The following is a 16,506-nucleotide window of genomic DNA, read 5'->3' on the forward strand; positions in this document are numbered from 1 at the left end:
GAATCCTATTTAAGTTTATTCCATCGTTTTTCATTTTATTCTATTCGCTTTTGCATTTAGTCCTATCATCATATCTTTCCAGCATTACGGTTAAAACTGCAAATATAATCATAACTGTTCCTACCACTCTCCATGCGCCTTGAATGTTCACGAGGCCTAACACTAACCCCATAATTCCTGGTCCAAGCGTATTTCCCATGTCAGTGATTACTGGCAGTATTGAGTTTATCCTTCCTCTGTGGGAAGATGGAGTGTGATTTGCAATAAATGGTGATGCACTGGTAGTTACTATTATTTCTCCCATAGTTATTGTAAAGCATGATATGTAGAACGCTGTGATGCTGTTTGCATAGCCAGGAAGTCCAAAACCTATCACGTAAAATACTCCACCATAGAATATTTTTCTTATTATTTTTTGAGAATGAAGAAGCTTAGTTATAAGTGGTGTCATAGTTATTACTAATATGGCATTGAAGCTTACCATTTTTCCGTACACTGCTGACCCGTTTGAAAATATCTTTGAAATATTCATCGGATATAAATAGCTCCATTGAGAGTACACAAAATTATAGCCAAACATAACCAGAGCGAAAAATATGAGTATCGGCCTTTCTAATAATACTTTAAATACCGACCCTTCCACTGCAGATTCCAATTTGTTGTCCATCTTTTTCGTATTTTTCACCATGCCTATTGTTTCTGGTATAAAAAATACGAATAAAAGCATGGCTATTACTGAAGTAAAACCATCTAAGAAGAACAATAAATTTAAATGCTTTTGAAGAAGATATCCACCTACCACTGGAGATATTGCAAAGCCAAGATTCATTCCCATATAAAACAGAGAATATGCGCCCGACCTATTTTGTGGAGTAGTTAAATCAGCCACTAAAGCCCCGCTTACTGGTCCAGACATTACTATAAAAAATCCTGCTATTACCATCATAGGTATCATTGAAGGTGAAACAGGCATAAGAGCAGCTATAAAATAGCATACAGCTCCAAGCATATTAAGCGTTATAAGTATCTTTTTTCTTCCAAAGGTATCTGCTAATTTTCCGCCTATGATTCCTCCTCCCATATATACAATTCCTGATATGGACATGATATATCCTGCTGTTGACTCATTCACATTTAACTTAGTTGTAAGTATGAGTGTAAGTAATGGAAATATAAATGATCCCATGGCATTAATAACTCTTGCCAAAAATATTACCCATATTTCCTTGGACAACCCTCTGAAGGGGTTGAACATGCTTTTAAATGCTCTTGTAAAATTCTTCATATGTCCTCCTAAATCTTTACGTAAATAAAAGCCATACACAAAACGCGCATGGCTTCTCATCTTTAATATAAAAAACCACAGGCTTACGTACCTGTGGAACAATATTACAATTTAAATTTATGTACTATAGCTCTATTCCAAGGACGTTAACAATATCAATATTGTAAGATAAATTTGAATTTTTTCCTGCTCTTAACATTTATTAACGCCTCCAATCTTTCATAAAATCAACTATTTCCAGTATAATGGTTAGTCCACTATCCTGTCAATAGTTTCTATAAATAAATCTTAATCATTGTTTTGCTTGTTTTTCTCGCAGCTATTATTATTTTCATCATAACTTGGCTATAACTTTTAATTTGCAAAAATTTGTGAACCGTCCCCCATACTTTTTTCTCAATGCCTTAGCAAAATATTCCTAACTCATAAATGTTTGTGAACCGTCCCCTATATTGCCGACTCCTGGTTTCTAAGCTTCTTATCCATTCTTTTAGAGAAGATTTTTAACACAAACATTAGCATGGCTGCTATTAGGGTTACCAAGAAAGTTAGTTTCCAGATAGAATTGCTCCCGTGAGCCTGCATATAGGCACCTGATATAGATGCACTCAATGCGGAACCTATAGCACCGCCTATGGAGGAAACCGCACTTAGTCTAGCTCTGTAATTGCTTGGACTATTATTAGCCACATAAACTCCTGAGCTTATGCTTCCAAGTATTTCCCCTGAGGTCCAAATTATTGTGGATATTATAAATAGAGTAAAATGATTTATATAAGCAAGCATCCCGAAGCCTAGGGCATACATTACACCAGAAAGAGCTGTATTAGTAAGCGGATGATTTTTTCTTGTGAGCACTGTCAAAAATACTGTTAACGCCAACACGGTTACTGCATTTATGCTCATAAGATATCCAAAAAGGTGAGCACCCTGACTGCCATAAATGCTTCGCAAGGTCATTGGTAATGCAAATCCGGCCTGAGCATACGCAAAGCTGTATACTGAGGATATTAAAATAAAGAAGCATATGTGAGGCCTTTTATAGAGAACAGTGAATATATTACCTCCCTCGGCCTTCTCTGCTGCGTATTTTTCATGAACCTTATTTGTTTTTTCTCCAGTTTTATATTTAGGATGGGTTTCCTCAATATTTTTCCATATCAAAAATAATGCTACAAAGGATGTAAATGCATCCCCTAAAAATAGAAGTGGCAGAAAATTATTAAATAGGAAGCCTGCAACTATAGGACCTACTGATACTCCCACATTTATACCCAAATATTGAAGAGAAAAGCCCACCTGTCTTTGCTCTGGGGAAAGCATATCCGTCATTATTGAATTAAAAGCAGGTCTTATAAATCCATTGAAGAAGGTACTGATTATAAGACAAGTTACAGTCAAGGAAGCATTCTTTGTAAGAGCGCAAGGAATCAAAGCTGCAGCTGAAATAAACTGAGAGTACATATAAGCTTTCTTTCTTCCAAATTTATCAGCAATCTTTCCGCCTATGAGTGAAGAAGGAATGCCTATGAGAGAAGAAATGGTAACAAGCATTCCTGTTACTGCAGTGGACATTCCAACCTTTTCAGTGAGATAAAGTGTAAGAAACGGTCTTACAAAGTCACCGAATCTATTGATTATCTGAGCAAAAAATATTACATACATTCCTTTAGGTAATCCCCTGTATGCATTCAAAAGTCTTCGCATGTGCATCGCCCCCTCATTAGTTAAATATACTATCATCATTTTAAATACTTGGAACTATGAAAAAATAACATAATTTAATCGCAAAATAATGCTCATGACTTTAAATCATGAGCATTTCGTAACATATTCTTACTTAAAAACTTAATCAACACATTCAGGTTCAGTAAAATCATCAAGCTTTTTATCTAAATATAAATAAATATCCTAGTAAGAATCCACGCACAATAAATCACAGAATTATATATTAAAGTTTTTAAGTAAATAAAACAATGTATTATCTTCGCTTTATAAATTTTATTGGTCCTATTTTAAATAAGTCTTGATTTTTACACTTATTTAAAACTTCCTTCTATGGACAAAGCTATGTTTTATATCTCTATTCCTGCCAGCTTTATTATATGCATTGCATTTCTTGTGGTGGAAACACCTTTTCTTAGCTTGTAGTCAAATTTTAATTCATCTTTATCGTAATACTCCTGGAAATGATAATTTTTGAGCTTGCCCATAGTATTTTCTAAGTCTGCCAATTCTAAATCATGAGTGGATACAAGCCCATTAGCCTTTAAGCCGCTTAATTGCTTTATAAGCACTGTGGCTCCCTGATGTCTGTCTATGGAATTAGTACCTTTAAAAATTTCGTCCAGTAAAAAGAATATGGTGTTTCCGTTTTCCTTTTTAGCCGCGCTGACTATGTCCTTTATTCTGAGTATTTCAGCATAAAAGGAGGATATGCTCTTCTCTAAATTGTCACTTATTCTCATGCAGGTATATAAATCCATGAATATTGTGGACATATTTTCTGCACATGCAGGAGCTCCAGTATAGCTCAAAACTAAATTTATTCCTATGGTTCTTAAAAAGGTAGTCTTTCCTGACATATTAGATCCAGTTATAAGCACTACACTGCCTTCGCTCTCCATGTCAAAGTTATTGCGCACCCTCTTATCTCCAAGCAGAGGATGACCTAAGTTAGCTGCTTTAAATATGGCGCCTTTATCCTTGACTTCTGGGAAACACCAATCTTCATTTTCAAAGGCAATATTGGACAAGCTGCTTATAGCTTCAAATTCTCCTATTATATCGAACCATCTGGCTAATTCTTTTCCGTAATTTGCCTTCCAGTTTTCAAGCATGGAAATAACTCTATAATCCCACATAAAAATTATATTTATAATAATATAACCCATATTGTATCTGTCGGATACATAGTCAACTATACCGCTAAGCTCTCCTATAATTTTTGAAGCCTTAACATCATTTATGTATATTCCTTTTTTAAGCTTACCCAAATAATCATTCTTAAACTCTTCATCTTCAACGTATTTTATCATGTTGAAATATAGTTTAAGATCCTTTTTGTACTGCATTACTGTATCCAAAATTGCGTTTCTATTCTTTGAATCAATCTTCAATATTATGGCATCCAAAAGTATTATTACTAAGAAATACTTATAAGAAAATTTACTGTTAAAAGCCAGCAAAAATGAAGCGGCTATAGTAATCAATGGGCATATCACAACTATTAGCTTGGTAAGAATGCCCTCAGAAATTTTTTCTTGATTTTCTGCCCATTTTATAAGCTCTGTAGGATCCTTGGATTTATCAGAAATCATCAAGGCTTCGGCATTAATTTTTTGTCTCCATCTAACATTAGCAGCAAGCTCTTTCACTGCCTGCTGTCTGTTTTTTATTAAATTTATGTCATTAACAGGCTTCTTTAAATACTGTACAAAGCTTAATCTTCCCATATATGTAGCACAGGAATTTATCCATTGAAACAAGGATGATTTTCCAAACAAATCCAGATCGTCACAAAATGGATGCTCAGCATCAGAAAATTCTTTTCCATCATCCTGAAATTCCTTCCACTTTCCTTCTAGCCTTGCTATACCTTTATTATTTATTTCAATTACAGTGTCTATTCTCCTCTTCTTATCTATTGCCTTTTGATGAGCTTTAACAAGATACACAAAGGCACCTATCCAAATTACAGTTATTCCCATGCTTAAAACCTTCATATTAATATAATATATGTAAATGGACACTAATAACCCAACAACAAAATCCAGCAGCCTTAAATAACCTATGGAAGATATTTCTTTTTGAATTTTTTTTGATAATTCCTCATTTTTATTTTTTTCCTCTACATAAAACTCTTTTGCCTTACTCATTTTACACCTCTCACTTTACACCTTCTATGTTTTATGATTCCATTACAAAATTCTTTTGCCTGCTGATAATACATAATCATAAAAAAACTAATTCTATATGAATAGCCTATTCTTAATTATGCCTATAGTTGTAAGCCTTAAACACTAGCAACGATAAAATAATAAATCTTAGTTTAATTATACCATATATATGTAAATTACTTCAAAGAAGAATAATTTATGCTTTGAATATTTTAATTTTTTATAGGTTAAACTATTAGGGAATTGCTTAAGAAAACTTATTTTCTGAAAGTAATTTATTGAACAGGAATTTCAAAACTTTTACATCCAATATTTTATGTTATTTTCCCCTAAAATTATATACTGTGCAGCAGATTACTATTAATTTTATGTGATGGAAAAGCTTAAAATTCCAAATCTATTCTTAATTTATTTTGTGTCAGGCTGCTTAATAATGCCATGACCATAATAAAAACAATATTGTTAATTTAAGGAGGAATTTATAATGCAAGGAAAAGTTGAAAAGAAAGATTCACCTTTACAGGGAGTTAAATGTGTAGTTAGCAGCTGTTATTATCACAACGGAAATAACCATTGCAGTGCTTCTGGAATAGAGATAGCACCAAGAGATGCTCATACTCCTCACGAAACAGATTGCAGTACATTTACTCCATTACGCTAATAATTGATGCTGGTATCCCCTATATAAATAGAAACTATATTGCTATATATCTAGTTATCTAGTTGTAGTGATACCAATGGTTTTCATGAAATTAGATGAAGCTCACGATGGCATAGCAAAAAATGAAACCTGCTGCACAGCTAACTAATTAGTTGGTTGGGCAGCAGTTTTTTTAATTATTGGACTCTATTTATAAATAGAGTTCTAAGCCTTTTTAGAATTCTTCCTTTTAAAATCCATTGTTTCTTATAACTTCACTGTACCATTTTGCGCTGTCTTTAGGAGTTCTTTTCTGGGTAGCGTAATCCACATGCACTATTCCAAATCTCTTTTCATAGCCAAAGGCCCATTCAAAGTTGTCCATGAAGGACCATAAATAATAGCCTGCTAAATTCACTCCCTTATTTATAGCTTCATGCATAGCCATAAAATGTCTTTGAAGATAATCTATTCTATTCGTATCTTTTACTGTTCCGTCCAAGCTTACAATGTCATTGAAGGCAGCTCCGTTTTCTGTGATATATATTTTTACATGGTTATAATCATTGCTTAATTTCACCAAAAGATCTGTAAGTCCTTCCGGTATTATCATCCACCCCATCTCAGTTTTTGGCTGCACCCCATCCTTATAGCATATTCCATATGGATCTTCATTATTTTTTGCAATATACGCTGATGAATAATAATTTATTCCCAAAAAATCTATTGGCTCACTGGCGATTTTAAGTTCTTCAACATCTATGTCTGGAAATAAATCTAGCTCTTTATATTTTGCCATAGGAGCTTTTGGATATTCTCCCTTAAATATTGGCTCTGAGAACCAGCTGTTTTCTAACTCGTGAGCAGTCTCGGCTGCTTTTAAAGCTTCCTCACTAGCATTGTAAGGATATTTGTATCCCATATTTAAAACTATCCCGATTTCTCCCCGGCAGCTCATTTCTCTGAAGGCTTTAACTACCTTTCCATGAGCTACTAAAGCATTATGTGCTGCGGTAAGTGCTGCTTTTGTGTCTTTATAGCCAGGAGCATGCTCTCCTCTTTCATAGCTTAATATAGTGAATACCCAAGGTTCATTCATAGTTATCCAAGTTGATACCTTATCCCCCAGTTCAGTAAATATATATTTACAATATTCTACAAAATAATCTCCAACCTGAGGATTAGTCCACCCTCCTATGTCCTGAAGCTTTTGAGGCAAATCCCAGTGATATAATGTTATAGCTGGTTTTATACCTCTTTCTATAAGTAAAGCTACTATTTTTTTATAGAATGCTATTCCTTTAGGATTCGGTTTGCCAAAGCCATTAGGGAATATTCTTGGCCATGCTATTGAAAATCTGTAAGATTTCATTCCTAAGCTCTTCATTAAATCTATATCTTCTTCAAATCTGTGGTAATGATCACAGGCTATATCTCCTGTATCTCCATTTAATACATTCCCCGGTATATGCGAAAATCTGTCCCAAATGGATTCTCCTCTGCCATCTTCTTTAACTGCTCCTTCTATTTGATAGGATGCCGTAGCTGTTCCCCAAACAAAATCTTTCGGAAATTTAAATTCCATATTAGCGCCTCCTCGCTTATTCTATAAAAGCCCGTACTGTTATTAAAGCTTCATATAATACTATTTTTCTTAATTTAATTATAAATTTATGCATTTAACGCGTGTCCATGATAGTATATCATGGAGTTTTTTTGTACACAATGTAATAAATTATAGTTAGTTCTTTAATAATTATAGTTTTTATTCGAAAAAAAGTCCCTAAAAATACATGTTATCTTCTTTTTCTTACATATTAATTGGTGGAGGTACTTGTTTAAAACATACATAAAAAGCTATAATATTATTGTTAGTACTTGAAGAAGGAAGTGTAGATTTAATGAATATAGTTATGCTTGAACCTATTGGAGTTGCAGGTAAAGTTCTAGATCATCTTACTGCTTTTTTGACAGAAAAAGGTCATAAATTTATTCCCTATTTTGAAAGAAATGACGATGTAGATGTTCTTAAATCCAGAGTTAAAGATGCGGATGTCTTAATAATTGCAAACATGCCTCTTAAAGGCGAGGTTATAAGAGCTGCTGAAAATTTGAAGTTTATTTCCGTAGCCTTTACTGGTATAGATCATATAGATTTAGAAGTTTGTAAAGAAAAGAACATAATTATAAAGAATGCTGCTGGATACAGCACAAACTCTGTAGCAGAAGTTGCTATTGGACTTATGATAGATGTAATGAGAAATATTGTACCTCTCGATAAGCTTACAAGAGAAGGCGGTACAAAGGCTGGCTATTCTCAAAGAGAGCTTTTTGGAAAAACTCTCGGCATTGTGGGAACTGGTGCTATAGGTATTAAAACTGCGGAAATAGCTTCTGCTTTCGGAATGAATATAATTGCTTACAGCAAGACTAAAAAGTCTGAAGTAATAAATAAAGGTATAAAATATGTGGAGCTCAATGAATTATTGGAAAATAGTGATATTGTAAGTCTTCATGTACCTTTCACTGCTGAAACCAAGCAGCTTATTAACGGAAAAAACATCGCTAAAATGAAGCCTTCTGCTGTACTTATAAATACTGCTAGAGGCGGAGTTGTAGACAATGAAGCTTTAGCAAAAGCTCTTTCAGAAGGAAAGATAGCTGGTGCAGGTGTAGATGTTTTTGACATGGAACCTCCTATACCTGAAGACTATCCTCTGCTTAAGGCTCCAAATGCAGTTTTTACTCCTCACATAGCTTTTGCTGCTGAAGAAGCTATATTGAGAAGAGCTGACATAGTATTTGATAATATTAGAGATTATTTAAAATAATTTAAAGGGACGGTTCACAAAAATTTGCGATTTATACTTGCCCAATTTAAGTTGCAAACTTTAAGTTGCAAGCTACGAAAGCTGCTAAATAATTGTGAACCGTCCCCATAAAAAAATCAGCTTTACGCTGAAGCTGATTTTTTTAATATATCCCTTGTATGCTGGTACATTTTTTCATATTGAATAGTTTCATAATCATAAGCTTTATAGTCAAATCTTTTTAGGATCTCTTCTCTTGATTCAAGTTCATTAGCATAAGGAAGCTTATTTGAGTCCAAGGTTCCTCTGAATACATAAGTGGCATTACCTATAAATTCTACAGAATATTTATCTCCTATTTTATTGACTATGCATTTTATCATTCCGCCATCATTGAACACATTTATCTCTTCTCCTAATGGACACTTACCTGCTATAGTACATACTACTACAGATGCTGTCATTCCTGTTCCGCAAGCCTTTGTAAGTCCAACGCCTCTTTCGTAAGTTTTTACATATATATTATTAGGAGATATAACTTTTACAAAGTTAACATTAACTCCTTTAGGCAATATATTTATGCCGCTGTTAGCTGTCTTGCCCACCTTCACAAGCTCCTCTTCGCATATTTCATCCATTATTGAAACTAAATGAGGATTTGTAACGCTTACCGCAGAAAAAGTGAGGTTTTCTGATAATTCCTTTATATTTTCAAAAAATACTGTGCTCTTACTATTCTCAAGTGGAAGATCAGCTGCATTGAAGGTAATGGAATCAATTGTTATCTTAACAGTCTTTACTCCTTCATATAAATCATCCATCTTCTTAACTAAGTATTGAGCTTTCATAGTTTCAATAGTTACCTCGTTCATATTAAAGGCTTCCAATACATATCTTCCTACGCATCTCAAGCCATTCCCACACATTTCTGGCTCAGTACCATCTGCATTAAAAATTCTCATCTTTCCATGGCAGCTACTGCTTTTCTGCACAAAAAGTATTCCATCAGCCCCAATGGATTTTTTCCTGTCACATAAAGTTATAGCCAAATTTCTTCTTTGCTCTTCATTAAAATTAAAAACATGTGATATCTCGTCAATAAGTATAAAATCATTGCCCGTACCATGACATTTAATAATAGGAATCTTCATTTATAATCCTCCCCATAATACAAGAACGCATATGGATTGTTATTTTACCAATATATTATTAACACACCTTCTCGTTCTTTATTTTTAAATTCATCTAAATGTAGTATTAAAGCAGTGTAAAAATCAACACTGGTTTAAAATAGAGCCTTAAGTTAAAAAATAAATTATTTTTTAACATTAATATAACTATATTTTATCATTTTTCACATTAATAAATCTATCTTTATAATACTTTTTTATTTAATATTTTTATAATTTTATGAAATCGTTTTAAATTATATTTATAAAAATTTACATATCATAATGTAATAAGTCTTATTTTAAATGAAAAAAGGCCCACATACCATAAATTTTGTATGCAGACCTTTTAAACTATATATTTAAGCTTTTTAAAACTTCGGACATGTTTTCTGCGCTCTTTTTCAAAAGTGCTATTTCTTCGCTGGCAAGAGGAACTTCTACTTTTCTATCTATTCCTTCACTGGATAATATGCAAGGAATGCTTAAAGCCACATTTTTAATGCCGTATTCTCCTCTTAATGTAGTTGACACTGGAAGTATACTCTGTTCATTTAGCAGTACAGCCTTCACCAGTCTATTTACGGTCATAGCAATTCCTGAACTTGTATATCCCTTATATTGAACGATATCAAGCCCTACTTCTCTTACTTCATTTAATATTTCTTCTTTATTTAATGCTACGTCTTTTCCATAAACCTCTGATAGCTTATCAAAAGGAACTCCTGCAATATTTACAGTGCTCCAAGTGGCAAAAGCGCTGCTTCCGTGCTCTCCCATTATATATCCATGTACGTTTTTAGCATCCACTGAATACTTTTCAGCTATTATTCTTCTGAATCTTGCTGTATCTAAGGATGTTCCTGTTCCGATTATCTTCTTTTCGTCGTATCCAAAATGATTTTGAGCTAAATATGTTAGTATATCCACCGGATTGCTTACAGTTATTATAACTGCATCCTTGGTGTATTTACATATGCTTTCCATCACACTGGACATTACTTTTACATTTCTATCTGCCAATATCAATCTATCAAGCTTTTCTCCTGGCTTAATACTTGGTCCAGCAGTCATTACTATTACTTGTGCATCCTTGCAGTCTTCATAGTCTCCTACTCTGATAGAAACATTAGGGCTATATGCAAAGGAGGTGGTATGGCTTGCATCTAATGCCTCTCCTTTAGCCTTATCCTTATTCATATCTACAATTACAATTTCAGATATAAGCGATAATGACAACAATGCATTTAAAACCGAGCTTCCAACCATGCCGGCTCCAATGACTACAACTTTATTTTTAACAGGTTTCATGATTCTTTTATCCTCCTCGCTTATTATAGGATTTCTATAGTTTATTTTCATTTATATATTGCAAAATATTATATTCAAAAATATTTCACCACGTGAATAAATGTACAGCTTACTTTGAAGTCCTATATATAAAACTAATTTTAAATTACTATACTTATCAATATTATTCTACCATTTATGAATATTTCTACACAACAATTTGCGATTAAATATAAAAAAACCATGAATTTAGCATAAAATCTAAGCAAAAAGTATTTATTTTGCAATTTTAAACGATAAACATTGCAATTATAAGGGGACGGTTCACAAAAATTAGCATTGAAGGCGCCAATTTTCTTGTGAACCGTCCCCTAAAAATTTAACTTCAGGTGCAAAAGCTTGTGAACCGTCCCCTACTTTTTCCTACTTTTTAGAAACTTAACAACTTGAAGGAATCCTTTAAGCTCGGATAAAGCTTTGTGAAAACTTCATATACCTTATTGTATTTTTCTACATTTTCAGGTATTGGAGATACTTCATTTGTAACCTTTATTAGCTTTTCACAGGCTTCATCTACGGTTTTGAATAATCCACAGCCAACAGCTGCAAGGATAGCAGCACCGTAGGCTGGTCCTTCTTTTGAATTTATGAGAGCTACCTTAGTATTTAAAACATCTGCAAGTATCTGTCTCCACAAAACGCTCTTGGAGCCGCCGCCGCTTACTCTCACTTCTTCTATTGGAACCTTGAGAGACCTTAATATTTCTAAAGAATCTCTAAGTCCAAAACATACACCTTCAAGAATTGCTCTGGTCATGTCTCCTCTTTCAGTGGTCATGGTCATGCCTACGAAGGTTCCTTTTGCGTGAGGATCTGAATGAGGTGTCCTCTCTCCCATAAGATATGGAAGATAAACCACTCCATTAGCTCCAACCTTGCTTTTAGCTGCTTCTTCAAGAAGGAAATCAAAAGTTTTAGCCGAATCTTCCCCGCATAAGCCTTTATTTATCTGCTCTACCCACCATTTAAGGCAAGAAGCCGCAGAAAGCATAACTCCCATCTGATGGTATTTTCCATTAGCATGGCAGAAGGAGTGAAGTCTGTTGTCATCATCTACTTCATATTTTTCAGAGCTTGCAAATATTACTCCAGAGGTTCCAAGAGCCGCTGATAATATTCCCTCTGATACTGTACCAGTTCCAACTGCTCCAGCTGCCTGGTCTCCTGCTCCACCTACAACAATAGTAGCTGTAGCAAGTCCTGTATATTCAGCCACTTCTTCTGTAAGAGTTCCAGTTGGCTCCCAGGATTCTACTACTCTTGGAAGCATTGCTTCAGTTATTCCTGTTATCTCAAGCATCTCCTTAGACCACTTTCTTCCTTCCACGTCTAAAAGCAGCATTCCTGATGCATCTGAAACATCTGTGGCAAATTCTCCAGTAAGCTTCAATCTGATGTAATCCTTTGGAAGCATTATATACTTAGCTTTTGCAAATATTTCAGGCTCATGCTTTTTAACCCATAATATTTTTGGTGCTGTGAAGCCTGTCAATGCTTTATTTCCTGTATACTTTGATAATTTATCTTGTCCTATAACTTCATTTAAATACACACATTCTTCTTCTGTTCTTTGATCACACCAAAGAATGGCTGGACGAAGCACGGAATAATGCTCATCAAGCATAACTAAACCATGCATTTGCCCGCTAAAGCCTATTCCCTTTACAGCTTCGCTGCTTAATTTAGATTTTGCCAATAATTCTTTAAGTCCGTCTCTAACTGCTTCCCACCAATCTTCTGGGTTCTGTTCTGCAAAGCCAGGCTTAGGATAGCTTACATCATAGTCCTTTGACAAAGCTTCTACTACCTTACCTTCATCATTCATAATAACTAACTTTACTGAGGAAGTTCCTAAATCAATTCCTACAAAATTCATAACTTTCACCATCCACTATTTATTAAAGGCCTCGTTCCAATCTTTCTTAAACTTCTCTATTCCTGCATCTGTCAAGGGATGCTTAACCATCTGAAGTATAACTTTATATGGTACTGTAGCTATATGAGCTCCAGCTCTTGCAGCATCTATTATATGAACAGGATGTCTTATGCTTGCTGCTATTATTTCTGTATTTATATCATGAATTGCAAATATATCTGCTATAGTTTCTATAAGTTCAATACCGTTGAAAGATATATCATCAAGTCTTCCTAGGAATGGGCTCACATAAGTAGCACCTGCTCTAGCAGCCAGCAATGCCTGATTTGCTGAGAAGATTAAAGTTACATTTGTTTTTATTCCTTCTTTAGCTAAAACCTTAACAGCTTTTAATCCTTCTATTGTCATTGGTATCTTTACTACCATGTTTTTGTGAATTGCTGCAATTTCTCTTCCTTCTTTGATCATACCCTCAGCATCTTCACTTATAACTTCACCGCTGATAGGTCCATCTACTATTGAAGCTATCTCTTTAATAGTTTGTATGAAATCTCTTCCTTCTTTAGCTATTAAAGATGGATTTGTAGTCACCCCGCAGATTACTCCCATATCATTAGCAGCCTTTATTTCCTCTACATTAGCTGTATCTATAAATAATTTCATATACGTCCCTCCATTTTATTTTAAATTTATTTTTTTATATTATATTGTATAAAATTCAAAACCCTCCATAATGGGTATTAGAGAAGCTCCCATTATGTCAGCATCCTTGCCTAAAAGAGAAAATAATATATTTATATCCTCCCTTGAGTAAAGTCTGTTGTTCTCAAATATTTTATTTTTAAGCCTATCAAAAAATACATCTTTATATAGACTTATTTCTCCTCCAATTACTACGTAGTGAGGATTGAATATAAATATTAAATTTTCAATTCCGTCGGATAAATCAGAAATATAATTATCAAGAACTTTTTCGGCCGTCGCTTCTCCAGATCTAAATTTTTCTACAAACTCAGAGATGCTATGGAGCTTCAAACCGGCAGCATTGTTATAATCCTTTAGCAAAGCTCTATTTGAAGCATAAGTTTCAAAACAGCCTCTTTTGCCGCAGCTGCATAATCTTCCATCTTTATTTATGCTCATATGTCCAATTTCACCAGCCCTCATGCTGGAGCCCTTAAACATCTTCTGATCTATTATCATGCCGCCTCCAACACCTTCTGTGATGGATATATAAATCACACTTTCTTTTTCTTTAGCGGTGCCAAGATTCCATTCTGCTAGAGCTCCAGCATTGGCTTCATTTTCAAGATATACTGGCACATTTATCTTTTCCTTCAGCTCCTGAAAAAATACGTCCTTAAGATTGAAATTAGTAGCCACTTGAAGTCTAAGCTTATTTCGATCTACTATACCTGGAAGAGATATTCCTATACCCATCAATATATTTGAGGTCACACCATTACTGCTCATCAATTGCTGAACAAGCTTTTCCATGCAGCTTATTACAGCCTCACCCTCAAGGGATTCTAATTCTTCTGATATATCGTCTATTATATTACTGTCTAAATTAGTTAAAATTGCTCTTACAAAATCCTTTTGAAGAGATAGTCCTATGCTGAATCTGGAATCTGGCAGAAATCTTATTATCACTGGTTTTCTTCCGCCTGTAGATCCTGCCACCCCAGCTTCCTCAACAATTCCTTCCTCTATCAATTCTCCAACTATTGTAGTCACGGTAGGCACGCTGATATTGAGCTTTCTTGCTATATCTAGTTTAGTTAATTCTCTTTCTGCTAAAAGAAGTTTTATTATTCTCTTGCGATTATTTATTTTTATATTTGTCTGATCTATTGCTAACATAATTTCACCACTTCATATAAAAGCTGCATGAAGACATAATCTCCATGCAAGCTCTGTAAATACCTTTATGGGATTTCCAGTACCAAAATTTTAATTCATAAATATTTTTTATGCAAGTTTTTATTATTGATTTTTTCCTGCATAAAGCTTGGTTTTTAAACCGTTATACTATTATTTATCACCATATATATACTGGTTTACTATAGCCTCAAGCATTTCTTGTCTTCCTGACTTATTTGTTATATGGCTATGAGCTAAAGCATATTTTTCTAAGGCTTCAAAGTCTACTTTACCATCAACTATGTCCTTACCTATTCCTTCGCTGAAGCTAACATATCTTCCTTTAACAAATTCTTCAAGCTCTCCAGTCTCTAAAAGCTTCTGAGCTACCTTATAGCCCTTAGCTATTGTATCCATTCCTGCTATATAAGCAAGGAATAAATCCTGATATTCAAAGGAAGCTCTTCTAACCTTTGCATCGAAATTAAGTCCTCCTGGTGCAATTCCTCCATTCTTTATAACTTCATACATAGCAAGAGTTGCATCGTATATGTTTGTTGGGAACTGATCTGTATCCCATCCTAAGTTTGGATCTCCCTGGTTTACATCAAGACTTCCAAGTACACCATTTGTTCTTGCAACAGCAATTTCATGCTGGAAGGTATGGGTTGCAAGAGTTGCATGGTTAGCCTCTATGTTGATTTTGAAATATTTATCTAAGTCGTATTTTCTAAGGAAAGCTAAAACTGTAGCTACATCAAAATCATACTGATGCTTTGTAGGTTCCTTTGGTTTTGGCTCTATTAGGAACTGTCCAGTAAAGCCTATCTTTTTAGCATAATCTACAGCCATGTGGAAGAATCTTGCTAAGTTATCCTGCTCTAATTGCATGTCAGTGTTAAGAAGTGTTTCATAGCCTTCTCTTCCACCCCAGAATACATAGTTTTCTCCGCCCAGCTTTTTAGTAACTTCCATAGCCTTTTTAACCTGAGCTGCTGCATATGCATAAACATCTGCGTTACAAGTTGTAGCTGCACCATGTACAAATCTTGGGTTTCCGAACATATTAGCAGTGCCCCATAGAAGTTTCTTGTTGTACTTGCCCATTAATTCTTTGCAATAATCAACTATTTCATCAAGTATGGCATTAGTTTCTTCTAAATCCTTTCCTTCTGGAGCTATATCTCTGTCATGGAATGCAAAATATTCTATGCCAGTCTTATCCATAAATTCAAAAGCAGCTTCCATTCTGATTTTTGCAAGTTTTACTGGATCTTTTTCTCCATCCCAAGGCTTCTGATAAGTTCCTACACCAAATGGATCCGAACCTTCTGCTGTTAAAGTGTGCCAAAAGGACATTGTAAATCTTAAATGATCCTTCAATGGTTTTCCATTAACTATTTCATCTGGATTGTAGTACTTATAGGCTAATGGATTTTTAGAATCCTTGCCTTCAAATTTTATTTTTTCTATACCCTTAAAATATTCAGTCATGATAACCCTCCTTGAAATCATTTTCATTTCTATATATTTATAATACTACAATAGCAATACTTTTTCAACGTCTTTTTAAAAGTATTTTAAAAACTTTTTTTGAAATAGGGGACGGTTCAC

The 16,506-nt window shown here is 34.2% G+C and carries 12 protein-coding genes; 2 read left to right on the forward strand and 10 right to left on the reverse strand.

Annotation, left to right across the window (positions count from 1 at the left end):
* Positions 1–40: 40 nt before the first annotated feature.
* The 3 genes from IAI10_RS05905 to IAI10_RS05915 all read right to left on the reverse strand — a co-directional run bounded on the left by IAI10_RS05905 (position 41) and on the right by IAI10_RS05915 (position 5,163).
* Complete coding sequence (locus tag IAI10_RS05905; RefSeq protein ID WP_315672363.1) at positions 41–1,285, reverse strand: MFS transporter; 1,245 nt, start codon at positions 1,283–1,285, stop codon at positions 41–43.
* 447 nt (positions 1,286–1,732) lie between these two features.
* Positions 1,733–2,992: an MFS transporter gene (locus IAI10_RS05910; RefSeq protein WP_315672364.1), complete on the reverse strand. Its 1,260-nt coding sequence runs from the start codon at positions 2,990–2,992 to the stop codon at positions 1,733–1,735.
* A gap of 368 nt (positions 2,993–3,360) precedes the next feature.
* Positions 3,361–5,163 carry a MutS-related protein gene (locus IAI10_RS05915; RefSeq protein ID WP_315672365.1) on the reverse strand — a complete coding sequence of 601 codons (1,803 nt, stop codon included), beginning with the start codon at positions 5,161–5,163 and terminating at the stop codon, positions 3,361–3,363.
* A 505-nt stretch (positions 5,164–5,668) separates the two neighbouring features.
* Between IAI10_RS05915 and IAI10_RS05920 the strand changes: the two genes are divergently transcribed.
* Positions 5,669–5,845, forward strand: coding sequence for a DUF1540 domain-containing protein (locus IAI10_RS05920; RefSeq protein WP_315672366.1), 177 nt, complete (start codon positions 5,669–5,671; stop codon positions 5,843–5,845).
* Positions 5,846–6,074: 229 nt separating this feature from the next.
* On the opposite strand, the gene IAI10_RS05925 is transcribed toward IAI10_RS05920, so the two are convergent.
* Positions 6,075–7,409: a GH1 family beta-glucosidase gene (locus tag IAI10_RS05925; protein WP_315672367.1), complete on the reverse strand. Its 1,335-nt coding sequence runs from the start codon at positions 7,407–7,409 to the stop codon at positions 6,075–6,077.
* Between the two features lie 316 nt (positions 7,410–7,725).
* Between IAI10_RS05925 and IAI10_RS05930 the strand changes: the two genes are divergently transcribed.
* Positions 7,726–8,655 carry an NAD(P)-dependent oxidoreductase gene (locus IAI10_RS05930; RefSeq protein ID WP_315672368.1) on the forward strand — a complete coding sequence of 310 codons (930 nt, stop codon included), beginning with the start codon at positions 7,726–7,728 and terminating at the stop codon, positions 8,653–8,655.
* Positions 8,656–8,777: 122 nt separating this feature from the next.
* On the opposite strand, the gene dapF is transcribed toward IAI10_RS05930, so the two are convergent.
* The 6 genes from dapF to xylA form a co-directional block, all read right to left on the reverse strand.
* Complete coding sequence (dapF, locus tag IAI10_RS05935; RefSeq protein WP_315672369.1) at positions 8,778–9,785, reverse strand: diaminopimelate epimerase; 1,008 nt, start codon at positions 9,783–9,785, stop codon at positions 8,778–8,780.
* 372 nt (positions 9,786–10,157) lie between these two features.
* The gene (locus tag IAI10_RS05940) at positions 10,158–11,114 is read right to left on the reverse strand and encodes an L-lactate dehydrogenase (RefSeq protein ID WP_315672370.1); all 957 of its coding nucleotides are present in this window, start codon (positions 11,112–11,114) and stop codon (positions 10,158–10,160) included.
* Positions 11,115–11,523: 409 nt separating this feature from the next.
* Positions 11,524–13,029, reverse strand: coding sequence for a xylulokinase (gene xylB / locus IAI10_RS05945; RefSeq protein WP_315672371.1), 1,506 nt, complete (start codon positions 13,027–13,029; stop codon positions 11,524–11,526).
* 15 nt (positions 13,030–13,044) lie between these two features.
* Positions 13,045–13,692, reverse strand: coding sequence for a fructose-6-phosphate aldolase (gene fsa / locus IAI10_RS05950; RefSeq protein ID WP_315672372.1), 648 nt, complete (start codon positions 13,690–13,692; stop codon positions 13,045–13,047).
* 39 nt (positions 13,693–13,731) lie between these two features.
* Complete coding sequence (locus tag IAI10_RS05955; protein WP_315672373.1) at positions 13,732–14,892, reverse strand: ROK family transcriptional regulator; 1,161 nt, start codon at positions 14,890–14,892, stop codon at positions 13,732–13,734.
* 171 nt (positions 14,893–15,063) lie between these two features.
* Positions 15,064–16,386, reverse strand: a complete 1,323-nt coding sequence (xylA, locus tag IAI10_RS05960; RefSeq protein WP_315672374.1) for a xylose isomerase — start codon at positions 16,384–16,386, stop codon at positions 15,064–15,066.
* Between the last annotated feature and the right edge of the window lie 120 nt (positions 16,387–16,506).

The organism is Clostridium sp. 19966 (genome assembly GCF_032335695.1).
In the GTDB taxonomy this organism is placed as follows: Bacteria; Bacillota; Clostridia; order Clostridiales; family Clostridiaceae; genus JACTOJ01.